Annotated in this window: 17 protein-coding genes; 8 read left to right on the top strand and 9 right to left on the bottom strand. The window is 66.3% G+C overall.

All coding sequences use genetic code 11. The annotated features are described in order from the left end of the window. Positions 1 to 814: 814 nt before the first annotated feature. The 3 genes from OG203_RS17975 (at position 815) to OG203_RS17965 (ending at position 3,068) form a co-directional block, all read left to right on the top strand. Positions 815 to 1,000, top strand: a complete 186-nt coding sequence (locus tag OG203_RS17975) for a hypothetical protein (protein ID WP_405166805.1) — start codon at positions 815 to 817, stop codon at positions 998 to 1,000. Next, entirely contained in the window at positions 994 to 1,494 is a 501-nt protein-coding gene (locus tag OG203_RS17970) for a hypothetical protein (protein WP_405166804.1), read from the top strand. Before OG203_RS17975 ends, OG203_RS17970 begins: the two co-directional genes overlap by 7 nt. 83 nt (positions 1,495 to 1,577) lie before the next feature. Beyond that, entirely contained in the window at positions 1,578 to 3,068 is a 1,491-nt protein-coding gene (locus OG203_RS17965; protein ID WP_405166803.1) for a family 1 glycosylhydrolase, read from the top strand. Between the two features lie 111 nt (positions 3,069 to 3,179). Here the strand turns inward: OG203_RS17965 and OG203_RS17960 are convergent, their stop codons facing one another. The 4 genes from OG203_RS17960 to OG203_RS17945 all read right to left on the bottom strand — a co-directional run bounded on the left by OG203_RS17960 (position 3,180) and on the right by OG203_RS17945 (position 8,751). Then, complete coding sequence (locus OG203_RS17960; RefSeq protein ID WP_405167901.1) at positions 3,180 to 3,704, bottom strand: L,D-transpeptidase; 525 nt, start codon at positions 3,702 to 3,704, stop codon at positions 3,180 to 3,182. A gap of 170 nt (positions 3,705 to 3,874) precedes the next feature. Next, positions 3,875 to 5,269, bottom strand: coding sequence for an AIM24 family protein (locus OG203_RS17955; protein WP_405166802.1), 1,395 nt, complete (start codon positions 5,267 to 5,269; stop codon positions 3,875 to 3,877). A gap of 115 nt (positions 5,270 to 5,384) precedes the next feature. Further along, positions 5,385 to 6,812 carry an APC family permease gene (locus tag OG203_RS17950; RefSeq protein ID WP_405166801.1) on the bottom strand — a complete coding sequence of 476 codons (1,428 nt, stop codon included), beginning with the start codon at positions 6,810 to 6,812 and terminating at the stop codon, positions 5,385 to 5,387. Beyond that, complete coding sequence (locus tag OG203_RS17945) at positions 6,805 to 8,751, bottom strand: primary-amine oxidase (RefSeq protein WP_405166800.1); 1,947 nt, start codon at positions 8,749 to 8,751, stop codon at positions 6,805 to 6,807. Before OG203_RS17945 ends, OG203_RS17950 begins: the two co-directional genes overlap by 8 nt. Before the next feature lie 259 nt (positions 8,752 to 9,010). Between OG203_RS17945 and OG203_RS17940 the strand changes: the two genes are divergently transcribed. Continuing rightward, positions 9,011 to 10,756: an amidohydrolase family protein gene (locus OG203_RS17940; RefSeq protein ID WP_405166799.1), complete on the top strand. Its 1,746-nt coding sequence runs from the start codon at positions 9,011 to 9,013 to the stop codon at positions 10,754 to 10,756. Beyond that, positions 10,753 to 11,379, top strand: a complete 627-nt coding sequence (locus tag OG203_RS17935; RefSeq protein ID WP_405166798.1) for a TetR/AcrR family transcriptional regulator — start codon at positions 10,753 to 10,755, stop codon at positions 11,377 to 11,379. Before OG203_RS17940 ends, OG203_RS17935 begins: the two co-directional genes overlap by 4 nt. Positions 11,380 to 11,387: 8 nt before the next feature. On the opposite strand, the gene OG203_RS17930 is transcribed toward OG203_RS17935, so the two are convergent. The 5 genes from OG203_RS17930 to OG203_RS17910 form a co-directional block, all read right to left on the bottom strand. Continuing rightward, positions 11,388 to 12,335, bottom strand: coding sequence for an anti-sigma factor RsbA family regulatory protein (locus OG203_RS17930; protein ID WP_405166797.1), 948 nt, complete (start codon positions 12,333 to 12,335; stop codon positions 11,388 to 11,390). After that, positions 12,332 to 12,718, bottom strand: a complete 387-nt coding sequence (locus OG203_RS17925) for an STAS domain-containing protein (protein ID WP_405166796.1) — start codon at positions 12,716 to 12,718, stop codon at positions 12,332 to 12,334. Before OG203_RS17925 ends, OG203_RS17930 begins: the two co-directional genes overlap by 4 nt. Before the next feature lie 78 nt (positions 12,719 to 12,796). After that, positions 12,797 to 13,300, bottom strand: a complete 504-nt coding sequence (locus OG203_RS17920) for a VOC family protein (protein ID WP_405166795.1) — start codon at positions 13,298 to 13,300, stop codon at positions 12,797 to 12,799. 156 nt (positions 13,301 to 13,456) lie between these two features. Continuing rightward, positions 13,457 to 14,101, bottom strand: a complete 645-nt coding sequence (locus tag OG203_RS17915) for a TetR/AcrR family transcriptional regulator (protein WP_405166794.1) — start codon at positions 14,099 to 14,101, stop codon at positions 13,457 to 13,459. Positions 14,102 to 14,387: 286 nt separating this feature from the next. Then, on the bottom strand, positions 14,388 to 15,299 hold the full coding sequence (locus tag OG203_RS17910; protein ID WP_405166793.1) for an SDR family NAD(P)-dependent oxidoreductase: 912 nt from the start codon (positions 15,297 to 15,299) through the stop codon (positions 14,388 to 14,390). A gap of 108 nt (positions 15,300 to 15,407) precedes the next feature. Between OG203_RS17910 and OG203_RS17905 the strand changes: the two genes are divergently transcribed. From OG203_RS17905 to OG203_RS17895, 3 genes are read left to right on the top strand one after another with little or no spacing between them, the layout of a single operon-like run. Next, positions 15,408 to 16,469, top strand: coding sequence for an alpha/beta hydrolase (locus OG203_RS17905; RefSeq protein ID WP_405166792.1), 1,062 nt, complete (start codon positions 15,408 to 15,410; stop codon positions 16,467 to 16,469). 26 nt (positions 16,470 to 16,495) lie between these two features. Continuing rightward, a complete protein-coding gene (locus OG203_RS17900; protein WP_405166791.1) occupies positions 16,496 to 17,455 on the top strand; it encodes an SDR family NAD(P)-dependent oxidoreductase in 960 nt (319 codons plus the stop codon). 32 nt (positions 17,456 to 17,487) lie between these two features. Then, complete coding sequence (locus tag OG203_RS17895; RefSeq protein ID WP_405166790.1) at positions 17,488 to 19,029, top strand: flavin-containing monooxygenase; 1,542 nt, start codon at positions 17,488 to 17,490, stop codon at positions 19,027 to 19,029. The last annotated feature ends 11 nt before the right edge of the window (positions 19,030 to 19,040 follow it).

Raw genomic sequence — 19,040 nt, 5'->3', positions numbered from 1 at the left:
CTTTCACATTGATCCGCTCGGCCTGAGGCTGGTTCTGGTCAAGAGAGTCTCCGGCGTCCGCCGGCCCGGGGTGGGCTTCGCCGCCACCCCGGGCCGTGTCGAATCAGCCGCCGAGCAGCGCGGTTACGACGCTGGTGAGTCCCGAGGTGAGGGCTGTGACGAGTGCGGTGAGGAGCGGTGCGATCATGTTCTCCCTTTCGTGTTCATGTGGTTACAGCCGCCCGGTCAGTCTTCGTGCGGTAAATCCGACGCTAAGTCTGAAATGTCGGTGGTGCTCCGCATCGAAACTCCAGACGGCGGGAACAGCCCGGTTGGGTGTCCAACGCTGACCATGCCGGGAACCGTCAGTGGCAGGCGTCGATAGTGTCTTCGTTACCCAGGTACGTTCGGATGGAAGAAATTTCGAACGAATTTTGAACACGCTGTGAGCTGGGGTAATGCCGGCACCGCGGCGACTGCCGCCGGGTTGAACGCGCTGGCGCAGGTGTTTTGTCCTTTTGCCGACCGGTGCGCTAGCCTTCTTCGGCGATCCAGCTCTCGTTCGACAAATGGCACCGATCCGTCAATGGCGTATCACAGGAGCAAGTCATGTTGAGTGGTCTCTTCGGTTTAGTGAACAGCGTGCTCGCGGTGGCGGAGAACCTCGTCGGGATTCTTACCTTCGGCATTTTGGGCTAGGCGGCAGGCGCGCGTTTCCGTTGGCGCCGGATCGAATTCGGACAATCCGGAGATGCGCGCCCTCCGCATTCTGTGCTGCTTCCACCGCATCCGGCCGGGTCGACCGGCGCACCATGGACGATCGAGGAGGTTCGCTGTGTCGCGTTTATCGAGGGAGCTGGCGGCTCTTGCCGCGCTGGCTGTCGTCATCTACTGCGCGGGAACGGATTCGGTGGCCTTCTGGCGCTCCGACGCCGGACCGGAAACCACCGGCTCGGACTGGTTCGACGCGAACGACGATGGCGCCGAACAGCTCGATAGCATCGGCGGATTCCATTGGTAGGAAAAATCATTCCGCTGCTACCGGGTGGCGCCCGTGGGACCGCGGTGCTGGAGGCCGACGCAACCAGGGAGTTGCTTGCCCAAGCGCATGCCAGGGCGGCCAGCGCGGCGGGCCGCGCCAGTGCCGCGGGCAGGCGAGCGGTGAATCGGGAGAAGGCCGTCGACCACGTCGCCCGCGCGCACGGCGCCACCCGTGCCGTCGCGGCCTCGGACAGCACCCGCGACGCGGCGTGGCACGCCTATGTCGCGGCCAACCACGCGCTCAAGGCCACCTTCTACGCGGTCGCCACCGCTGATGCGGCGGTCACCGTCCAGGACGCGGCCGCCACCGCGCTCGACGCCGCGAAGGCCGCCGCCTTCGCCCCGGACGACGTCACGGTCGCCAACGCTGCCGCGGCGGCCGAGGAGGCAGCCGCGCTGGCCAGCAACGGGGCCTACGGCGCACCGCCGATCGTGACGATCGATCGGATCGGTCACCAACTGTCCACCAACTGATAGGGGGCGTTCGATGGGTCGCACTCGCCGCAGGGACCGAGGTTACCGGGGGTTCAGCAATTAGTCGGTTAAGTTCTCGGTTTATGCGCACATGGACTCGGCGTGCCGCGGTAGCGCTCGCGGTCTCGATGGCCGCGTTGCTGGTGCCCGGCATGGCTGTTGCTGTTCCACCGGGGCCAGCGGCGGGGTCCACCGCGCTCGGGCCCGACTTTCTCTGGGGCGTCGCGGCATCCGGGTTTCAGTCGGAAGGGCACGCACCGGTCAGCGACGTGCCCGACCTGGGTTCACTCGACGCGGGTTCACTCGATCCGCGTTCGCCGCACCGGGATTCGCGCGAGAACGACGCGCCCGACAGCAATTGGGTTCGCTATATCGACCATCACCCCGAGTTCGACAAGTATCAGAGCTCGATCGACTTCTACGATCGGTACGCCACCGATATCGATCTGGCGAAATCCCTTGGGGTGAAGGTCTTCCGGATCGGGATCGAGTGGGCGCGGCTGCAACCGACGAGCCGACTGGAGTGGGACGCCGACGGATTCCGCTTCTACGACAAGGTGATCGCCAAGATCGTCAGCTCCGGCATGCGCCCGATGCTCACCCTCGACCATTGGGTGTACCCGGGGTGGGCCTACGACGGGGCGTTCCACGGAATACATTCCGACACCCCGGACACCGGTTGGGACAACCCGGAGATGGTGGACGCCTGGCTGACCAACATGCGCAAGGTGGTCGACCGCTACTCCGCACGAAATCCGTTGTGGGTCACCATCAATGAGCCGGTCGCCTACATCATGCACGAGGTCCGCAACAACGCGACCAACCAGCAGCGGATGGAAGACAAGGTCGCGGACGCGCACAACCAGATCTACGACTACATCCACAAGAAGCGACCCGACGCGCAGGTGACCAGCAATATCGGCTACGTCGCCGGAATAGACGACCAAGTCAACGGCCCGCTGTTCGCGAAGATCCGCAACCGCCTCGACTACGTCGGTGTCGACTACTACTTCGCTTTCGAACCGCCGTCGTCGTCCCCGCCCGCCACCGTCCGGTCCATCGCGGCCGTCGGGGCGCCAGGCATGTGGAATCTGCCGATCCGCACCGAAGGCATTTACTATGCGGTGAAACGCTATTCGGATATGTTCCCGCAGGAACCCGGCAAGCCACGCATGCCGATCTACGTGGTCGAGAACGGCATGCCGACGGAAAACGCCACCTCCGACGACAGCAACGCACCCGGCACCGGGATGTACAACCGCAGCGACCATTTGCGCGACACCGTTTACTGGCTGCAGCGCGCCAAGGCCGACGGCGTGAATCTCATCGGTTACAACTACTGGAGCATCACCGACAATTACGAATGGGGCAGCTACAGCCCACGATTCGGCCTCTACACCGTCAACGTGCGCGACGATCCCAAGCTGGAGCGCCACGCGACCAAGGCCGTCGCCACCTATACCGAGACCATCGCGGCAGGCGGAGTCCCGGACGACTATCGGCCAACGCGGCCGCCGTCCGGCTGCCTCATCGTCGACCCGACCCCGGGCTGCGCCGACCTCGTCGTTCCCTAGCGGCGGCTGGCGGTGGCTGCGCCGTAGATTCCGGCTACCACGACGCATGGCGGCGGACACAAAAACGGGATGTCCGGCAGGGGCATCCCGTTTCGTGTTCGAGTTCTGCGTTTACGCGACGACCTCGACGACGTCGCCGGGCTCGAGATGGTGATAGAACTCCTCGGCGGCATCGGGGTTCATTCGAATGCAGCCGTGCGAATTCGAATCGAGCGGCCCGATGTGGGTGGCGATATCGCCGTCGAAGAACACGGCCCACTCCATCGGAGCGTTGTGCATCGTGCTCCAGAAATGTTCGCGCTTGAAGTTGACGTTGAAGACGCCGACATGGGATTCGTATCCCGGCCTGCCGATCTCGATCGGCTTCGGACCGTAAATCGTCTTGCCATTGCCGTCCATCAGCCACGCTTCTTTGGTCGACAGCCGCATGCAGGCTTTCGCCTTCGCCGCGCCGCATGGCGCATAGACCGGCGCGGGTGGTGGCGGCTGAATGATGGCAGGCACACCGGGAATGTCCGGCCCGCCCGGCCATAGTGGATCGGCCTGTGCGGTTGCCGTCATAGCCAGTCCGGCAGCCGCGACTCCGGCGAGTACCGCGATTCTTGCCGACCAATTTCTAAAACGCTTGCTGCTCATCAAATGTCAGCCTCTCTTAGCCTTGCCGCCACGCTGCGTGTCGAAATGCCAGGGTGATAGGACTCCCTCGGTAACAAGAGCTGGAAAATCCGAGGTGCTAGCGATCATCGCCGACCTGGCGCGCCGGGTCAATCGCGGCGCGCACATGTTTCACTATCGGAGCAGACGGATCAACCGAACAGACCGCCGAGCGCGCCGCCGCTCTGTCCGGCCCGCTCGCCGCCGCCGGTGCCGCCGATGAGCCCGCCGGGCGGCAGTTCCGAGGGCTGCACGATGACGAAGCCGTGACCGGAGAACGAGAGCGTGAGCCCCTCGCCGGTGCTGCGGCCGATGAGCCTGCCGAGGCCGAACGAGTCGTTGCGCTTGATCCCGGTCTGCAGGCTGGACGACCAGGCCACCGCGGCCTGCGGGTCGGCGTAGGTCGGCTGGTCGACCTGGAGCACCACCGGCGAGCCGTGCGTGGTGATGGCGATCCGGCCGCGCCCGGTGAAGACGCAGTTGAACAGACCCGCGTTGCTGGCGATCCCGGCGGCGCCCTGCACCCGCTGGACCCGATAGGACAGCGAGGTGTCGAAGGCGAGCACGTTGGAGCCGTTGATGGTGAGGCCGTCGCTGCCGTCGAGGTCGATGATGTGCACGTCGGCGGCGCTGTCGGCGAGGAACAGATCGCCGCGGCCAGAGACGTTCATCAGCGGCACGCCCTCACCGGTGAGCCGCTGGGTGATGGCACGGCCGATGCCGCCGGCGCCGAGCGCCTTGAACTGCATGTCGCCCTGGTAGGCGACCATCGAACCGGCCCGCGCCATGACCTCGCCGTTGACGGCGACCTTGATCATCTTGCTGCCCTGCTTCTGGATGCCGACGCCATTGACCTCGGCGTGGTTCGGGTTGAACAGATCGCTCTGCATCGGAAGTGCTCCTTGCTGAGGTGATGACGGTGAGTAGGCGGGGGCCGGGGGATACGGCGGCGCGGGCGGTGGGTAGTTCGGCGCCGAAACCGGCGGGGCGACATACGGATTCGGTGCGGCAGGTGGGGAGGGCGCCGCGGGTTGGGCAGGCGGCTCGGGTTCGTCGTCGATGTTCACGCCGAACGCCGTCGCGATCCCGGCGAGCCCGTTGTCGTACCCCTGTCCGACCGCGCGTACCTTCCACGCACCGGCGCGGCGGTAGATCTCCACGCACACCACGGCCGTTTCGGTGGTGAGCCCGTCCATCGGGAAAGTCAGTGTGCCCGAATCGGATCCGATCGTCGAGAGCAGCGTGCCAGCGCCGGCGAAGGTCGGCGGTCCGCTGCCGTCGAGGCTGGCCGTGACGACGACCTTGTCGACGTCGGCGGGTAGCGCGCTGGTCTGCACGTCGACCATGTCGCCACGGCCGCTGCCGTGCCGGTAGGTGACGCCGGGACCGACTGGCTGATTGAAGAACACGAAGTCGGCGTCGGAGCGAACTCGTCCGTCCGCGCCGAGCAGCAGCGCGGAGACATCGACCCCGGCCGAGCAGGCGACGGTGACCGTCATCCGGTCGGCGGGGGCGGGCCGGTTCTCGCCGCGGGCGAGGGCGGTCACCGTCGACCGGCCCGGTCGCCGGCGATCGGGCCGAATGGCATGCGATTCACGCCGTCAAGTGTGTCCCGAGTCGGGTCAGCGCGCTACCGGGTCGGGCGCACGCCACGCCGAATCGTTAGCTGACGGAGGTGCGGTCGCACGACGGGCGCTGCTCGGTTGCCCGTCGTGTCCGTGCGAGGGCGACACCGATGGCGAAGGTCGCCGCGACGATGGCGAGCAGGGTGGTCGCGACGATGGTCGATCCGCCGACCAGGATGGTGAGGTTGTCGATGACCAGGGCTGTTATGACGAGAAGCCCCGCGGTGCCGAGGGCGGGTGCGATGACCGTGTGCCAGCGGCGTCGGTCGAGACCGGTGCGGCGGAAGAAGGCGATGATGGCGGCGCTGGTGAGCAGCATCAGCAGCAGAATCGCCACGGTGGCCAAACCGGACATCCAGGTGAACAGGTGCAGCACCGGGTCCGCGCCCGCGAGGGCGAACGTGCCGACAACGAGTGCGGCCGACAGGCTTTGGGCGAGCGAGGCCTTGTGCGGGGAGCCGTGCCGGAGATGGATGTGACCGAGGGCCGGGTGGCCGACGCCGTCGCGGGCCAGCGCGTAGCCGTAGCGGGAGATCGCGTTATGGAATGCGAGCAGGGCGGCGAACAGGCTGGTCACCAGCAGGATCGCCATGAGGTCGGCGGCGGATTCGCCGAGAAACATTCGTGCGGCGGTGAAGGTCAAGCCCTCGGGGTCAGTGCCGGCGGCCGCCGCGACGTCGTCGCTGCCGAACGCGAGCACGACCGCCCAGCTGGCCACCGCGTAGAGCACGCCGATGGTGAGCACCGCGAGGTAGGTGGCGCGCGGGATGGTGCGGCGCGGGTCGCGGGTCTCCTCGCCGTAGATCGCGGTGGCCTCGAAGCCGATGAACGACGCGATCGCGAACATCAAGGCCACGCCGGGGGAGCCGTCGAAGAACGCCGACGGAGTGAAGGAGACGATGTCGACGCCGTGCGCGCCACCCTGGATCAGCACGGCCGCGGACAACGCGACGATGATGCCGATCTCAACGACGAGCAGCACACCGAGGACCTTGGCACCGAGTTCGATATTGCGATAGCCGAGCACCGCGACGACAACCATGAAGGCGAAAGCGTAGCTGTACCAAGGCAAGTCGGGCCCGCCATAGTGCACGACGAGTTTCTCGACGGTCGATGCCGCCAGTCCATAGATACCGGCTTGGATGGCGGTATAGGTGAGCAGTGCCAGTCCGGCCGCGCCGAGTCCGGCACCGAGCCCGAGGCCGCTGCGGACGTAGGCGTAGAACGCGCCCGCCTCATCGAGGTGGCCACTCATCGCGGCGTAGCCGACGCTGAAGACGAGCAGTACCGCCGCGGCGATCAGATACGCGGTCGGCGCGCCGGCCCCGTTGCCGAGCCCGATCATGAGCGGCAACGCGCCGCCGACGGAGGTGAGTGGTGCGGCGGCCGCGATGACGAGGAACACGATGCCCGTCACCCCGATCGAACCGCGTAATCGTGCACTGGCGGTGGATGTTTCAGTCATCGGGAGCTCCATGGCAACTGGTCGGCTCGTCGCAGTGGCCGGAGCTGGTGCGAGGAACATCGAGGGTGGGATTGCGGTCGAAGAAGCCGACCGGCTTGAGCACGAATCCGGTGTAGTCGACCGGCATGATCGGCCAGTCCTCCGGTCGCGGGAAGTGCGTGAGGCCGAACGTGTGCCACACGACCAGGTCTTCGTTGTCGAGCGTTCGATCGCCGCGGACGTACTCAGGCAGCCCGGCGCCGCCGGGATGCTGATTCACGAAATCGCCTGCGGCATAACGCTGTTTCGGGTCGTACCGGGTAACCCAGAGGCTCTTCGTGGCGAAGGCGGCCCGCTTCGCGATGGAGGACTCGTCGGCGGCGAGCAGCGTTTCCTTGCCCTCCGGATGCAGTGCGTAGGACACGGATCGGCCGAGGCGGTTGGGTACCTCTGGATTGCTGATGTGCCAGGTGCGGCCGACGCGGTTGTCGGCGAACCGTTGAGCCTGTGCTTCGCTGGTCAGCGTGGTCCGTCGCAGGGTAAAAGCGTTGCCGTGCACGTTATCCGGGCCGATCGGCACGCGGACGCTCTCGACCTCTTCGACCCGATTGCGGTGCCCGTCGACCATCATGTCCAGCCTGGCGCTGAACAGGTGCTGATGAAATGGCGCGCCGAGGCCGGGCGCCACCTGCGCGGAGTACGGATGGTCGGCGCCGGGATAGCCTGCGGTGAAGACGATTCCGGTGGCCTTGACCTCGAAGCCGATGGTTCCGTCGAGGTACAGGTACCAGAAGAAGCCGTAGTCGTAGTTGCCGACCGTGGTGAAGAACGAGATGACCAGTCGACGTTGGCGGCGCACCTCGCGCGAGCCGGTCCACAGATCGGTGTGCTTCCACAGCACGCCGAAGTCCTCCTCGTGCATACAGATCGCGTTGCGCAGGGTGCGCGGGCGGCCCGCCTCGTCGGCGATGACCGCGTCGAAATAGGTGATGTCGCCGACGCAGTCGCAGCCGAGTTCGAGGGCGTTGGCGTAGCGCCCGACGAGGTACTCGCCGGTGTCGAAGTAGTTCTGCCACGAGCGAACCGGCGACGGGTCACCGTAGGGCACCACCATTTCCGCGATGGACGCGCGATGGATGATCGGCCGGAGCCGGTCGCCATCGTGAAAACCGATCTGGTGCAGGACGAGTCCCTCACGGGCGTCGAAACCTACGCGCACCGACCACTTTTCCCACTCGACGAGATTGCCGTGCACGGTGAAGCTCGGTCCATGCGGCTGGGTGATCTCGATCGGTTTCTGCGTGGTGCGCGGTGGACCGGTCACGGCGGGGTCGTCGAAGTTTCCGGATTCCGCGGGCACCTCGACCGGCCCGGTGTCGAGTACGCGCAGCACCTCGCGCGTCATGACATCGACGAACGCGACCAGGCCGTCGACCGGATGAGCCCAGGGGTGGTCCTTGTCGTGCTGCTGGTGGAACGCCAGTCCGCGCATGATGCGGCGGCCTTCCTCGCCCTGGTAGTCGAACACGCCCGCCGACAGCGGAGCCACCCGCACCTGCGCGACATCGAGTCCGCGCGCGGCCAGTGCCGTCAACCAGTCGGGGTTGCTCGACAGCAGCGCCTCGACCAGCTCGAACTCCTCGTCGAGCACGGGCAGCTGGCCGTCGATGATCGCGTCGAGGGTGCGCTCGGCGAGCACGGCCCGTCGGCCGAGCGAGACGATCAGGTCGACGGCGTTCGGGCGGTCGATGTCGTGCAGCAGCACCCGGAATCGGCGATCCAATACGCCGGACCAGTCGTACACCTCGTATTTGTCCGGTTCGTCCAGCCCGACGTAGACGAAACGTGTTGTCGGCGCGATCAATCCGGCGTCCTCGACGACGGCGCGCACCTCGGCGATCTCGGCTTCGGTGGGCAGTGCGAGCGGATGATCGGCACGTCCAGGGGTGAGCGTGGGCATGAGCCCCTCCATCTCGGTGCTGCGAACGTGGGAACAAGGGGGTATTCGCCGACTAGCTGCGTCCGCTCATCATATTCAGCAACTATCCGGACAATTTGGTCAGCGGTGCGTGTTATGTGATCGAAAGAGGATCGCCGGTATTGGTTGCCAAGCGGCGAGCCTGGAGTTACGTAACAGCAAATCATTCCTCGCCGCCGTTGTCCGAGAGGAGTGAGAACTCGACCTTGACGGTTAGCAACCGATCGGTTGCAATGTAGGAGTGAGCTACGACACGATCATCAAGGCCGGGCGCTGGTTCGACGGCGCCGGTTCGCCCTCCGCCACGCGCCACCTCGGACTTCGCGAGGATCGTGTCGTCGCGGTGTCGGCGCAGCCGCTCGACGAGACGGGCTGCCCGAACGTCATCGATGCCGAGGGCAAGTGGGTCGTCCCGGGCATGATCGACATTCACACCCACTACGACGTGGAGGTGCTGAAGACGCCCTCGCTCGCCGAGTCGGTACGGCACGGCATCACGACGGTGCTGCTCGGGTCGTGTTCGCTGTCGACCGTGCATGTCGGGGCGACCGACGCGGGCGACCTGTTCGGCCGGGTCGAGGCCATCCCGCGGCGCCACGTCATCGAGGCCGTCGAGGAGGCCAAGACCTGGCACTCGGCGCGCGAGTACATCGCGGCACTGGAGGAACTGCCGATCGGACCGAATATCGCTGCGATGCTTGGCCATTCGGATATTCGAACCGCGCTGATGGGGCTCGAGCGGGCCACCCGCAAGGACGTGCGGCCGACGGCGGCGGAACAGTCAGCCATGGAATCGGCGCTGACCGAGGCGCTCGACGCAGGGTTCGTCGGAATGTCGGCCCAGCAGCTGCTTTTCGACAAGCTCGACGGCGACACCTGCCGCTCGCGCACGCTGCCGTCGACCTACGCCAAGGCGCGAGAACGGCGCCGCCTCAACGCGATTCTGCGACGGCGGCGCCGGGTCTTGCAGGCCGGTCCCGACATCGCCTCGGTGCGCAGCATCGCCGCGATGACGCTGAGCAGTTTGGGCATCTTCCGCAAGCGATTGAAGACCACGTTGCTGTCGGCCGCCGACATCAAGGCGAACCCGGCCCTGGTCTACATCATGGGACCGATCGCCCGCACGCTGAACGCACTGGGCGGCGACTTCCGCTGGCAGCACCTGCCGGTGCCGTTCGAGGTGTACGCCGACGGCATCGACCTGGTGATCTTCGAGGAGTTCGGTTCTGGTGCCGCGGCGCTGCACCTCGCCGATCAGGTCGAGCGCAACGCGCTGATGCAGGACGAGTCGTATCGACGCTGGTTCCGCAAGGACTACGACGCCAAGTTCGGGATGCGGGTCTGGCATCGCGACTTCTTCGACGCCGAGATCGTCTCCTGCCCAGACGATTCCGTGATCGGCAAGACGTTCGGACAGGTCGGTCTCGATCGGGGCGGCGTGCACCCGGTTGACGCGTTCCTCGATCTGGTGGTCGTGCACGGCACCAAACTGCGCTGGCACACCACGATTTCCAATCATCGGCCGAAGTTCCTGACCAAGCTCGGCGCGGATCCCGGTGTGCAACTCGGCTTTTCCGACGCGGGCGCGCACCTGCGGAACATGGCGTTCTACAACTTCGGGCTGCGTTTCCTGCGTCGCGCCCGCGACGCCGAGCGGTCCGGGCAGCCGTTCATCTCGCTGGAGCACGCGGTGCACCGGCTCACCGGAGAACTCGCCGACTGGTACGGGATCGAGGCGGGCCACCTGCGCGAGGGCGATCGAGCGGACCTGGTGATCATCGACCCCGTGCACTTGGACGACTCTCTGGACGCCTACGCCGAAAGTGAGGTCGCCCAGTATGACAACCTGTCTCGCATGGTTAATCGCAATGACGGGGCGGTCTCGGCCGTCTTCATCGGCGGCAAGTACGTCTTCGGCGACGGCACGCCCGCGCCGATCCTCGGCACCGACCGCACCGGACGATTCCTCAGGTCCCAGGTGCGGTGACCGAGCCGCAGCGCCGAACCCAAGCCCAGCGCCGCGCCGCCACGATCGGCAAACTCGTCGAGGCCACCATCGAGGCCATCGCCGAGGTCGGCTATCACAATGCCTCCCTCGGTGAGATCAGCCGCCGTGCCGGCGTGTCCAAGGGCGGTATCTTCCGGCACTTCGACTCGCGGACCGACCTGGTCGTCGCCGCCGCCGAAGAGGTCGGTCGCAGGCATATGCGCGCGTTCGACAATATCCACGCGCGCGAAAACACCGACCAGCCAATGGATTTGACGCACATCCTGCACCGGGCCCGCAATCAGATCCGCCAGGAAACCAATACGGTCTGGTTCGAACTGCTGGTCGCCGCGCGCACCGAGCCGGAACTGCGGGCCAGGCTCGCCCCGGTCGCCCGCGCGCTGATCGACGATGTCGAGCGGGTCGCGGTCGCGGCCCTGTCGCCCGCCGTCCCCGCCGATATCGCCTGCCTGCTCGCCACCTCGATCGTGCACATGTTCGACGGTGAGGCGATCTTCCGCTCCACCTACCCGAGGCCCGAACTCGAAGACGCCCGAATCGAATACGTCGCCGGCACCTTCCAGCGTCTGGCAGGGGAGATCCGAGCCGAATCGGGCGCCTGAGCGACCGCTCAGGCCAGGCGCATATCCATTTGGATGGTGGTGCCGTGCACGCCGGTGTGGATGCGGACCAGGTCGGTCAGGTGGTTGACCAAAAGTAAACCGCGGCCGCCGAATTGGAATGGTTGCGGCGGTACGCGGCCAGCGAGGGGGTTGGTGATGTGGCCCGCGTCGCGGACCTGCGCGCGCAGCTGCCTGCCCTCGATCCAGAGCGCGAGCGTGCCGCTGCCGCCGCCGTGCACGACCGAGTTGGTGATCGTCTCGGCGATGACCAACTCCAGATCGATGATGCGGTCCTCGACCATGCCGGCCTGGAGGGCGTACGCGCCCGCCAGATGCCGGGTTTCGGTGAGCGAGGTGGCATCGAAGGCGATGACCCTGGCGATCGCGGGCGGCGGCGAGAGCGGCTTGTTGTACGAGGCGACGATGCGGTCGGGATCGTATGCGGCACTTGCGTGTTCGCCGCTGCGGTCGATCAGGGTCGGATGCGTCGCGTGCGCGTCGACCAGCACGGTCGGGTCGAGGCGTTCGGTGTCGTAGGGGCAAAGGATGGTGACCTCGCGCCCGGTGAACGCGGCGTTGATCAGCGCCTCGTGCTGCACGCACGCCGGATACTCCGTCGCGGAGCGCCCGGCCCAGATGGGTTCGCCGATGATCCGCACCCGGCCGGTCGGGTAGGTGTCGGCGAACGCGCGCAGCACGCCGGGAATGATCCGGCCAGGGTTGCGTCCTTCGACGGTCATGTCCATCAACCGCACCGAGGCGGCGTCGGCGCCGAGTTCGGCGCGAATCAGTTCCAGGTTCGGCCCCGGCACCGACACCGCGACCGGTTCGTTGTTGGCCAGTCCCGCTCGGATGAATCCGACGGTGCCGGCCAGGTACTCGTCGGTGTCGCTGTAGAACAGCGCCGGGTGCACGAAAGGATCGGCCGTGGGTGTTCCGGCGGCGGTAATGGTCATGCGCGGTCTACCTCGATTGTCGGAAGCGACGGCCAGAACAGCTCGAGGATGCGGACCAGCGTCACGGGTGGGTTGTGCAGCACGACCCTGCGTCCCTTCACGGCCTGATTGGTGGCTTCCACCAGTATCAGGGTGCCGTGGGTGTCGATGAACGTCAGCTCGGACAATTCCAAGTGGATGTCGGGGGCGGCGGGTAGGTCGGCCAGCGCGGATTCCCACGCGTCGTGCGTGCCGAGGTCGACCTGACCCACGCAGCGCAGGCCAGGTGGTCTGCTCGTCGAAAACGTCCGCAGCCCGGTCGAATCCGGCGGAATAACGGGACCCTGATCGGCGGGTCTCGCTGGCTCGGCCTGCACCGTCGCACCACCCCTTCTGCCTGTCAACGGCAGGGAAATTTTCTACCGAACATACGCCCTCGCCGACGCGCATCGATCAGGCGGTCAGCCGAGTCCGCGCGCCGGTCAGTGGTCGGCGGCGACGCCGTTCGCGGTGGCCGAGCGGAGGCCGTTGAGATAGTCGTCGGCGGCGCCGCTCAAATAGAGCGCCAGACCCGGGCCCACCCGCCCGATGTCCATCAGTTCGAGGCGGACGCCGTCGGAGGTCTGGTGGTAGCAGGAGGGGGAGTTGGAGGTGTTGTCGTGCGACGAGATCAGCTGCGGCAGGCCCTCGGCGCTCAGGCGCTTGGACTCTTCGAGTACGTCGTCGGCCCAGATGCCGAGGTGATGCAGGCCGGTCTCGGCCCAGATGGTGCCCGGCATTTGTTCGAGCAGTTCCAGGTAGGGCGGCCCCTGCTTGGAGTAGGTCATCCACGGCTGGATGTTCATGGTCTCGCCGTTGTGCAGCACGTCGCTGTTGTTCCTGGTCGGCGCGTGCCATTCCAGGCCGATCTTGCCCAGTTCGGCCATGGCCTGTTCGAGGTCGGCCACAACGATTCCGACGTGATACGCGGGCTGCATGGTTGGCATGTGCGGGTCCTTTCGGAGGGTCACCGCGGGTGGAACGCCGTTACGCGATGACGGTGGGTGTCCATTCAGTTGCCACTGCCGACGCTGCCGCCGACCAATATCCGCTGTGCACGTCACTCAGCCTACAATACGAACGATCGGTCGTACAGTTTGGCGTCAAGACTCGGGAAGAATCGACGGATCGGTGCAGTACGCCCGCAGTCGCCCGAGCATGGCGGCGCGCGACTGGGCGAACGCGGCGTCGTGATCCAGCAGCCGGGAGCGGGAGACCGCGGCGGAGCCGAGTGCGTCGAGTTCGAACGCGAGGATGGCGGGGTCGGTGTCCTTGCGCAGCTGTCCGGCGTCGAGTGCGGCGCGAATGATGGAGTGTATGAACGCATCCCACTGGTGGGCGAGGGCGACGAGGCGGTCGTGCACCGCCCCCGGCTGGTCGTCGAACTCGTGCTGGATGGCCACGAAGAAACAGCCGCCGGGCAGTACCAGGTCGGTATAGAACGCCAAGCGCAATTCGTGCAGCGCCCACAGCTGGGCTACTCCGGCCTTGGCTTTGAGTGCGGGAGTCACGACCTGTTCTGCCCACTGTGCTGCGGCGCGTTCGATGGCGGCTAGCTGCAGTTCTTCCTTGTCGCGCCAGAGCGAGAAGAGGCCGGACTTGCTCACGCCCGCCTCGGCCGCGACCTGGCCCATGCTCAGCGCGCAGAGGCCGGTGACGGAGGCCATCGAGACCACCGCGTCCAGTACCGCCGTTCTGGACCGATCGCCGCGCGCTCGGCGCCCGTCGGCTGGGTGCCCGTTCGTCATGTCGACATCCTATCCCAATAAGTCCGACCGATCGGTCGTAATAGCCGTAAATGGGTGCGTGGATCCGAGCTGTGGGCGTGGCAAGCGGGTTGACTGGCCGCGCGACCATCGGAAGAGTACGTCTACCGAGGCGCGGCGAAATGGGGGATTCCCCTGAGGCGGAAATGGATTCGTTTCGGATAGGTTCCGTCTATCCGTGCTTCGCACTGAAAATGGTTGCGACTCAATGTGTTAGACGATCTACCGTGATCGAAAAAGCTTCCGGTGGGAAGGGTTTGCCGGCGGACTAATCGCGCGCCGCGACCGCGCGGGCAGCCGCGGCGTCGAGGAGGCGCAGCACGGCGTCGGGTACGAATCGTTCGGCGGTGCCGAGGAGTCCCTCGATATCCATGAACCGGGCGGCGAGGCGGGCGCCGCCGGGCGAAATGCGGCCCGCCGCGCAGGCGAGTCGCGCCTCGAACGGGGTCGGCGCGACCGCGGGATTGTGCCCGGCGATCCGAACGATATTGCGCGCCACCGTTTCCGGGCTGCGCGCGACGAGCCCGGCGGCGAGCACCGAGATGTTCCTGCCGCGAATGCCCTGCTGCTCGTCGATGCCGACGATCTGCGCGTTGGGATAGAACCCGGTGTTGATGAACGCGGGCAGCACCGCGGTGACCCCGACGCCGGTGCCGGCGAACTCGAGCCGCAGGCATTCGGTCAGCATCTGCGCGGCGGCTTTGCTGGTGCAGTAGGCGGTGCTGAGCGGGATCGGCAGCACCGCCGCCGGTGAGGTCACGGTCAGAATCCGGCCGCCGCGGCCCGCGTCGATCATCTGACGGCCGAACAGCTTGCTGCCGTGCACAACACCCCAGAAGTTCACGCCCATGATCCGGTCCCAGTCTTCGGCACTGTGCCCGAGGAACGGTCCGGCGGTGGTGTAGCCCGCGTTGTTGATCAGGACGTTCGGGGCGCCGTGCTCGTGGTACACCTCGGCGGCGAAGGCGGTCATGGCCGAATCGTCTGAGACGTCGATGGCGTACGGGTGGGCCCGCCGACCTGTCGCCTCGATCGTGTCGACGGTGGCCTGCGCGGTGTCCTTGTTCAGATCGCTGACCACAACTCGGGCACCATATTTCGCGAACCTGATGGCGGTTGCCCTACCGATGCCGCTGCCTGCGCCGGTCACGATAACCAGCTTGTCGTCGAACTTGGTCATCTCATACCTCGGTTCCGATCAGCACGTCCTCGTGCTAGTGTCCCAGACAATCTATACTGTGTTACACAGTGTAGGCAACGGCAATGCAGCCGGATGAAGGAGACGCACATGCAGACCGCGCAACGGACCACTGCCTCGTCTGTGACGATCGAACTGCCGCGCCGAGCGAGTCTCGCGCTGCGCATCGCGCACCCACTGTCCTATGCGACGTTGCGGATGGGGATCAACGTCATCGTTGCCCTCGTCGGCCGCGGATTTCCCTACCGCGACGCGCGCAATTTCACCCTCAGCAACCTGCTCGACCCACTGGCCGCGCTGCTAGTGCCGCCACGCGGAACGCTGAGGCGTTCAATGCTTTTCGACCGCTTTCGGGCGGAGTGGGTGTGGCACCGCGACCTGCCGGACCCGACGCAGGTCAGAGACTGCGCCATCCTCTACTTCCACGGCGGCGGCCTGGTGGCGTGCGGCCTGAACTCGCACCGTCGCCTGGTGGCGCGGATCGGCCGGGCCAGTGGCATGCCGGTGTTCAATGTCGACTACCGGCAACTGCCGAAGGCGCACCTCATCGAGACCATGAAGGACTGCGTCGAATCCTACGAATGGCTGCTGTCGCAAGGGTTTCCGGCCGAACGCATCATCTTCGCCGGCGATTCGGCCGGTGGCGGACTGACTTTCGCGCTTGCGCTCACCGCCCGCGAGCGCGGCCTGCCCATGCCGGGCGCGATCGTGGCGATCGCGCCGTGGGCCGACTATGACTCGACCAGCCGCGCCGGGCACCCCTACGACCGCATCGATCCGATGCTCAGCGCCGCCGCGCTCGCGCTGCCGGTCCGGCTCGGCATGCTGGTCGACGGTGCGCTCGACCCGAAATGGTCACCGGTGAACCACCATTTCGCCGGGCTGCCACCGGTGCTGATCCAGGTGGGGTCCACCGAGGTATTGCTCGCGGACGCCGAAACGCTCGCGCAGCGCTGTGCCGAGGCCGGTGTGCCCTGCACGATGCAGATCTGGGACAAGGCGATTCATGTTTTCCAGGCGGGTGCCGACCTGCTGCCCGACGCCAGGCAGGCGATCGGCGAGATCGGCGCGTTCAACCAGCGCGCCGTCAACGGTGCGGCACAACGGATTCCGGCCCGCCGCCGGTTCGCCCGCCGTACCCGCGTCGCATAACACCCCCCGTCGAATCGAGGACGAACATGAAACCCTTCTATCCGAGCATCGCAGTGGTCACCGGCGCGGGCAGTGGAATCGGCCGAGGCACCGCCAAGGCCTTGGCGGCCGTCGGCGCGGAAGTTGTTGTCGCCGATATCGATCTGGATTCCGCGCGGGACGCCGTGGCCGAGATCCGTCGCCTCGGCGGTCTCGCGGTGGCGTATCGGCTCGATGTCGCCGACACCGCCGCACTCGAGGACTTCGGCGAGCAGATCCGAAGCACCTACGGGGTGCCCGACGTGGTGGTCAACAATGCTGGCATCCTCGTCGGCGGGCCGTTCCTCGACGTCCCGCTGCCGGATCTGCGTCGCATCATCGACATCAACCTGATGGCAATGATCCACGGCTGCCGCATCTTCGGAGCCCAGATGGTCGAACGCGGCCGCGGCGGGCACCTGGTCAATATCGCCTCGATGGCGGCGTTCGCCGCCGCCCCGTACACGGCGCCGTACAGCATCAGCAAGTACGCGGTGAAGCACTTCAGCGAATGCCTGCGGGCCGAGCTCGCCGCGCACCAGATCGGTGTGACCGCGGTCTGTCCCGGGCTGATCGCCACCAATCTCTCGGCCACCGCGCGTATGTCGTCCGTGCTGGACGAGGAGCGGTCCTCGACCACTCGCAAGACGATGCTGAAAGGCCAAGCGCTGCTCGGCATGCACCCGGACAAGGCGGGCCGGATCATCGTGCGGGCCATTCGGCGCAATGTCGCGATCGAGCCAATTCGCCTGGAGGCCAGGATTTCTTACCCGTTGGCCCGCTGGTTCCCTGGGCCGGTCCGCGCGTTGATGACCGCGGTGGCCAAACCCGATATCCACGCGGCGGTCGATCAGAACGGCATGCTCGATCGACTCGAGCGCCTCGCCGACCGGGTGCCGTTCCGTGCCGATCACGGTGTGGATAACCCGGATACAATAAACCCCCCACGAGAGAGACAACGACCGTGAGCTTTTCGACTCCTCTGTCAGACCAGGGCGGCGTGCCCGAACACCAGGTCGCCGTAATCGGTGCCGGGCCGGGCGGACTCGCGGCCGGGGTAAAGCTGAAGCAGGCCGGGGTCGGCGACTTCGTCATCATCGAACGGGCCGACGAGGTCGGCGGCAGCTGGCAGGAAAACACCTATCCCGGTCTCGGCGTGGATATTCCGGCCATCGCCTACCAGTACTCGTTCGCCCGCAATTCCGGCTGGAGCCGGGTGTTTCCGTACGGCGCTGAGGTCAAGCGGTACCACATGAACGTGGCCCGCGAGTTCGGCCTCTACCCGCATTTGCGGTTCAACACGAATGTCCTGCGCGAAGAGTGGGACGACACGCACAGCTACTGGAAGCTGCACACCGACGATGGCACGATCATCACCGCGCGGTTCCTGATCAGTGCGGTCGGCGCGTTCGTCCGGCCCAAGGAAGATCCGGGTATCCCGGGGTGGAAGTCGTTCAAGGGCAAGATCCAGCGCCCGTCCAGCTGGGATCACGACTATGACCACGCCGGAAAGAAGGTCGGCATCATCGGCACCGGCGCCAGTGCCGTGCAGCTCATTCCGACCATCGCGCCCGAGGTCGCCGAACTCGGTGTCTTCCAACGCACTCCGGTGTGGTCGCTGCCCAAGCCCGACTTCGCCATCCCCGACGTCGGTAAGCGCATTCTCGGCGTGCCCGGCTTGCAGGCGGTCGTGCACGGCGGTGTTCTGGTGGTCGCCGACCTCGTGTTGCGGGCCGCCGTCGCGGCACCGATGCGTGTGGTGCGCCCGACCGTGACGGCCTTCGACCGGTGGACCATTGCCGCCTATCGCAGATACCTGAACCGGATCGTCGATGACCCGACCACTCAGGCGCAGCTCGCGCCGAACTTCGGGGTCGTCGCCAAACGCCCGACCATGTCCAACGGATACCTGCGGGCGTTCAACCGCGACAACGTCACGCTGACCACCGACCCGATCGAGAAGATCACCCCGCGCGGCATCAAGACCCGTGGCGGCGTCGAGCACCCGTTCGACATGATCGTGCTGGCAACGGGTTACGAGGTGTTCTCCGATCCGGAGACCTACCGGCCGGGAACCATTGTGGGGCGCAACGGATTCGACCTCGGCAAGTTCTACACCGAGCACGGTATGCAGGCGTACCAGAGTGTTTCGGTGCCGAGCCTGCCGAACCGGTGGACGCTGGTCGGGCCGTACTCGTGGACCGGTAGCGGCTGGCATGCCTTCGTCGAGATGACCGCCGACCATGCCGTGCGCGCCATCAAGGAGGGCATCCGCCGCGGCGCGACCACCGTGGAGGTGCGCCAGGACGCGCACGACGCCTACCACCGCAAGACGCTGCAGCGCGCGGAGGCGGTGCGGTTCTATTTCAACGAACTCAACGGTCACGTGCCGACCTACTACCGAAACTCCCAGGGCGACAGCACTTATCTGCGTCCGTCGGGATTCTTCGAGGCCAGGCGCGGCAACCGCAAGTTCCCGCTCGACGACTACCGCTACGAGAAGCAGCACGTGGCCGCCGACCGGCTCGTGTCGGGAGCATAGGGAGATCTGCC

Source organism: Nocardia sp. NBC_01499, assembly GCF_045040275.1.
Taxonomy (GTDB): Bacteria; Actinomycetota; Actinomycetes; order Mycobacteriales; family Mycobacteriaceae; genus Nocardia.
This window is presented reverse-complemented; position numbering and strand designations above follow the sequence as displayed.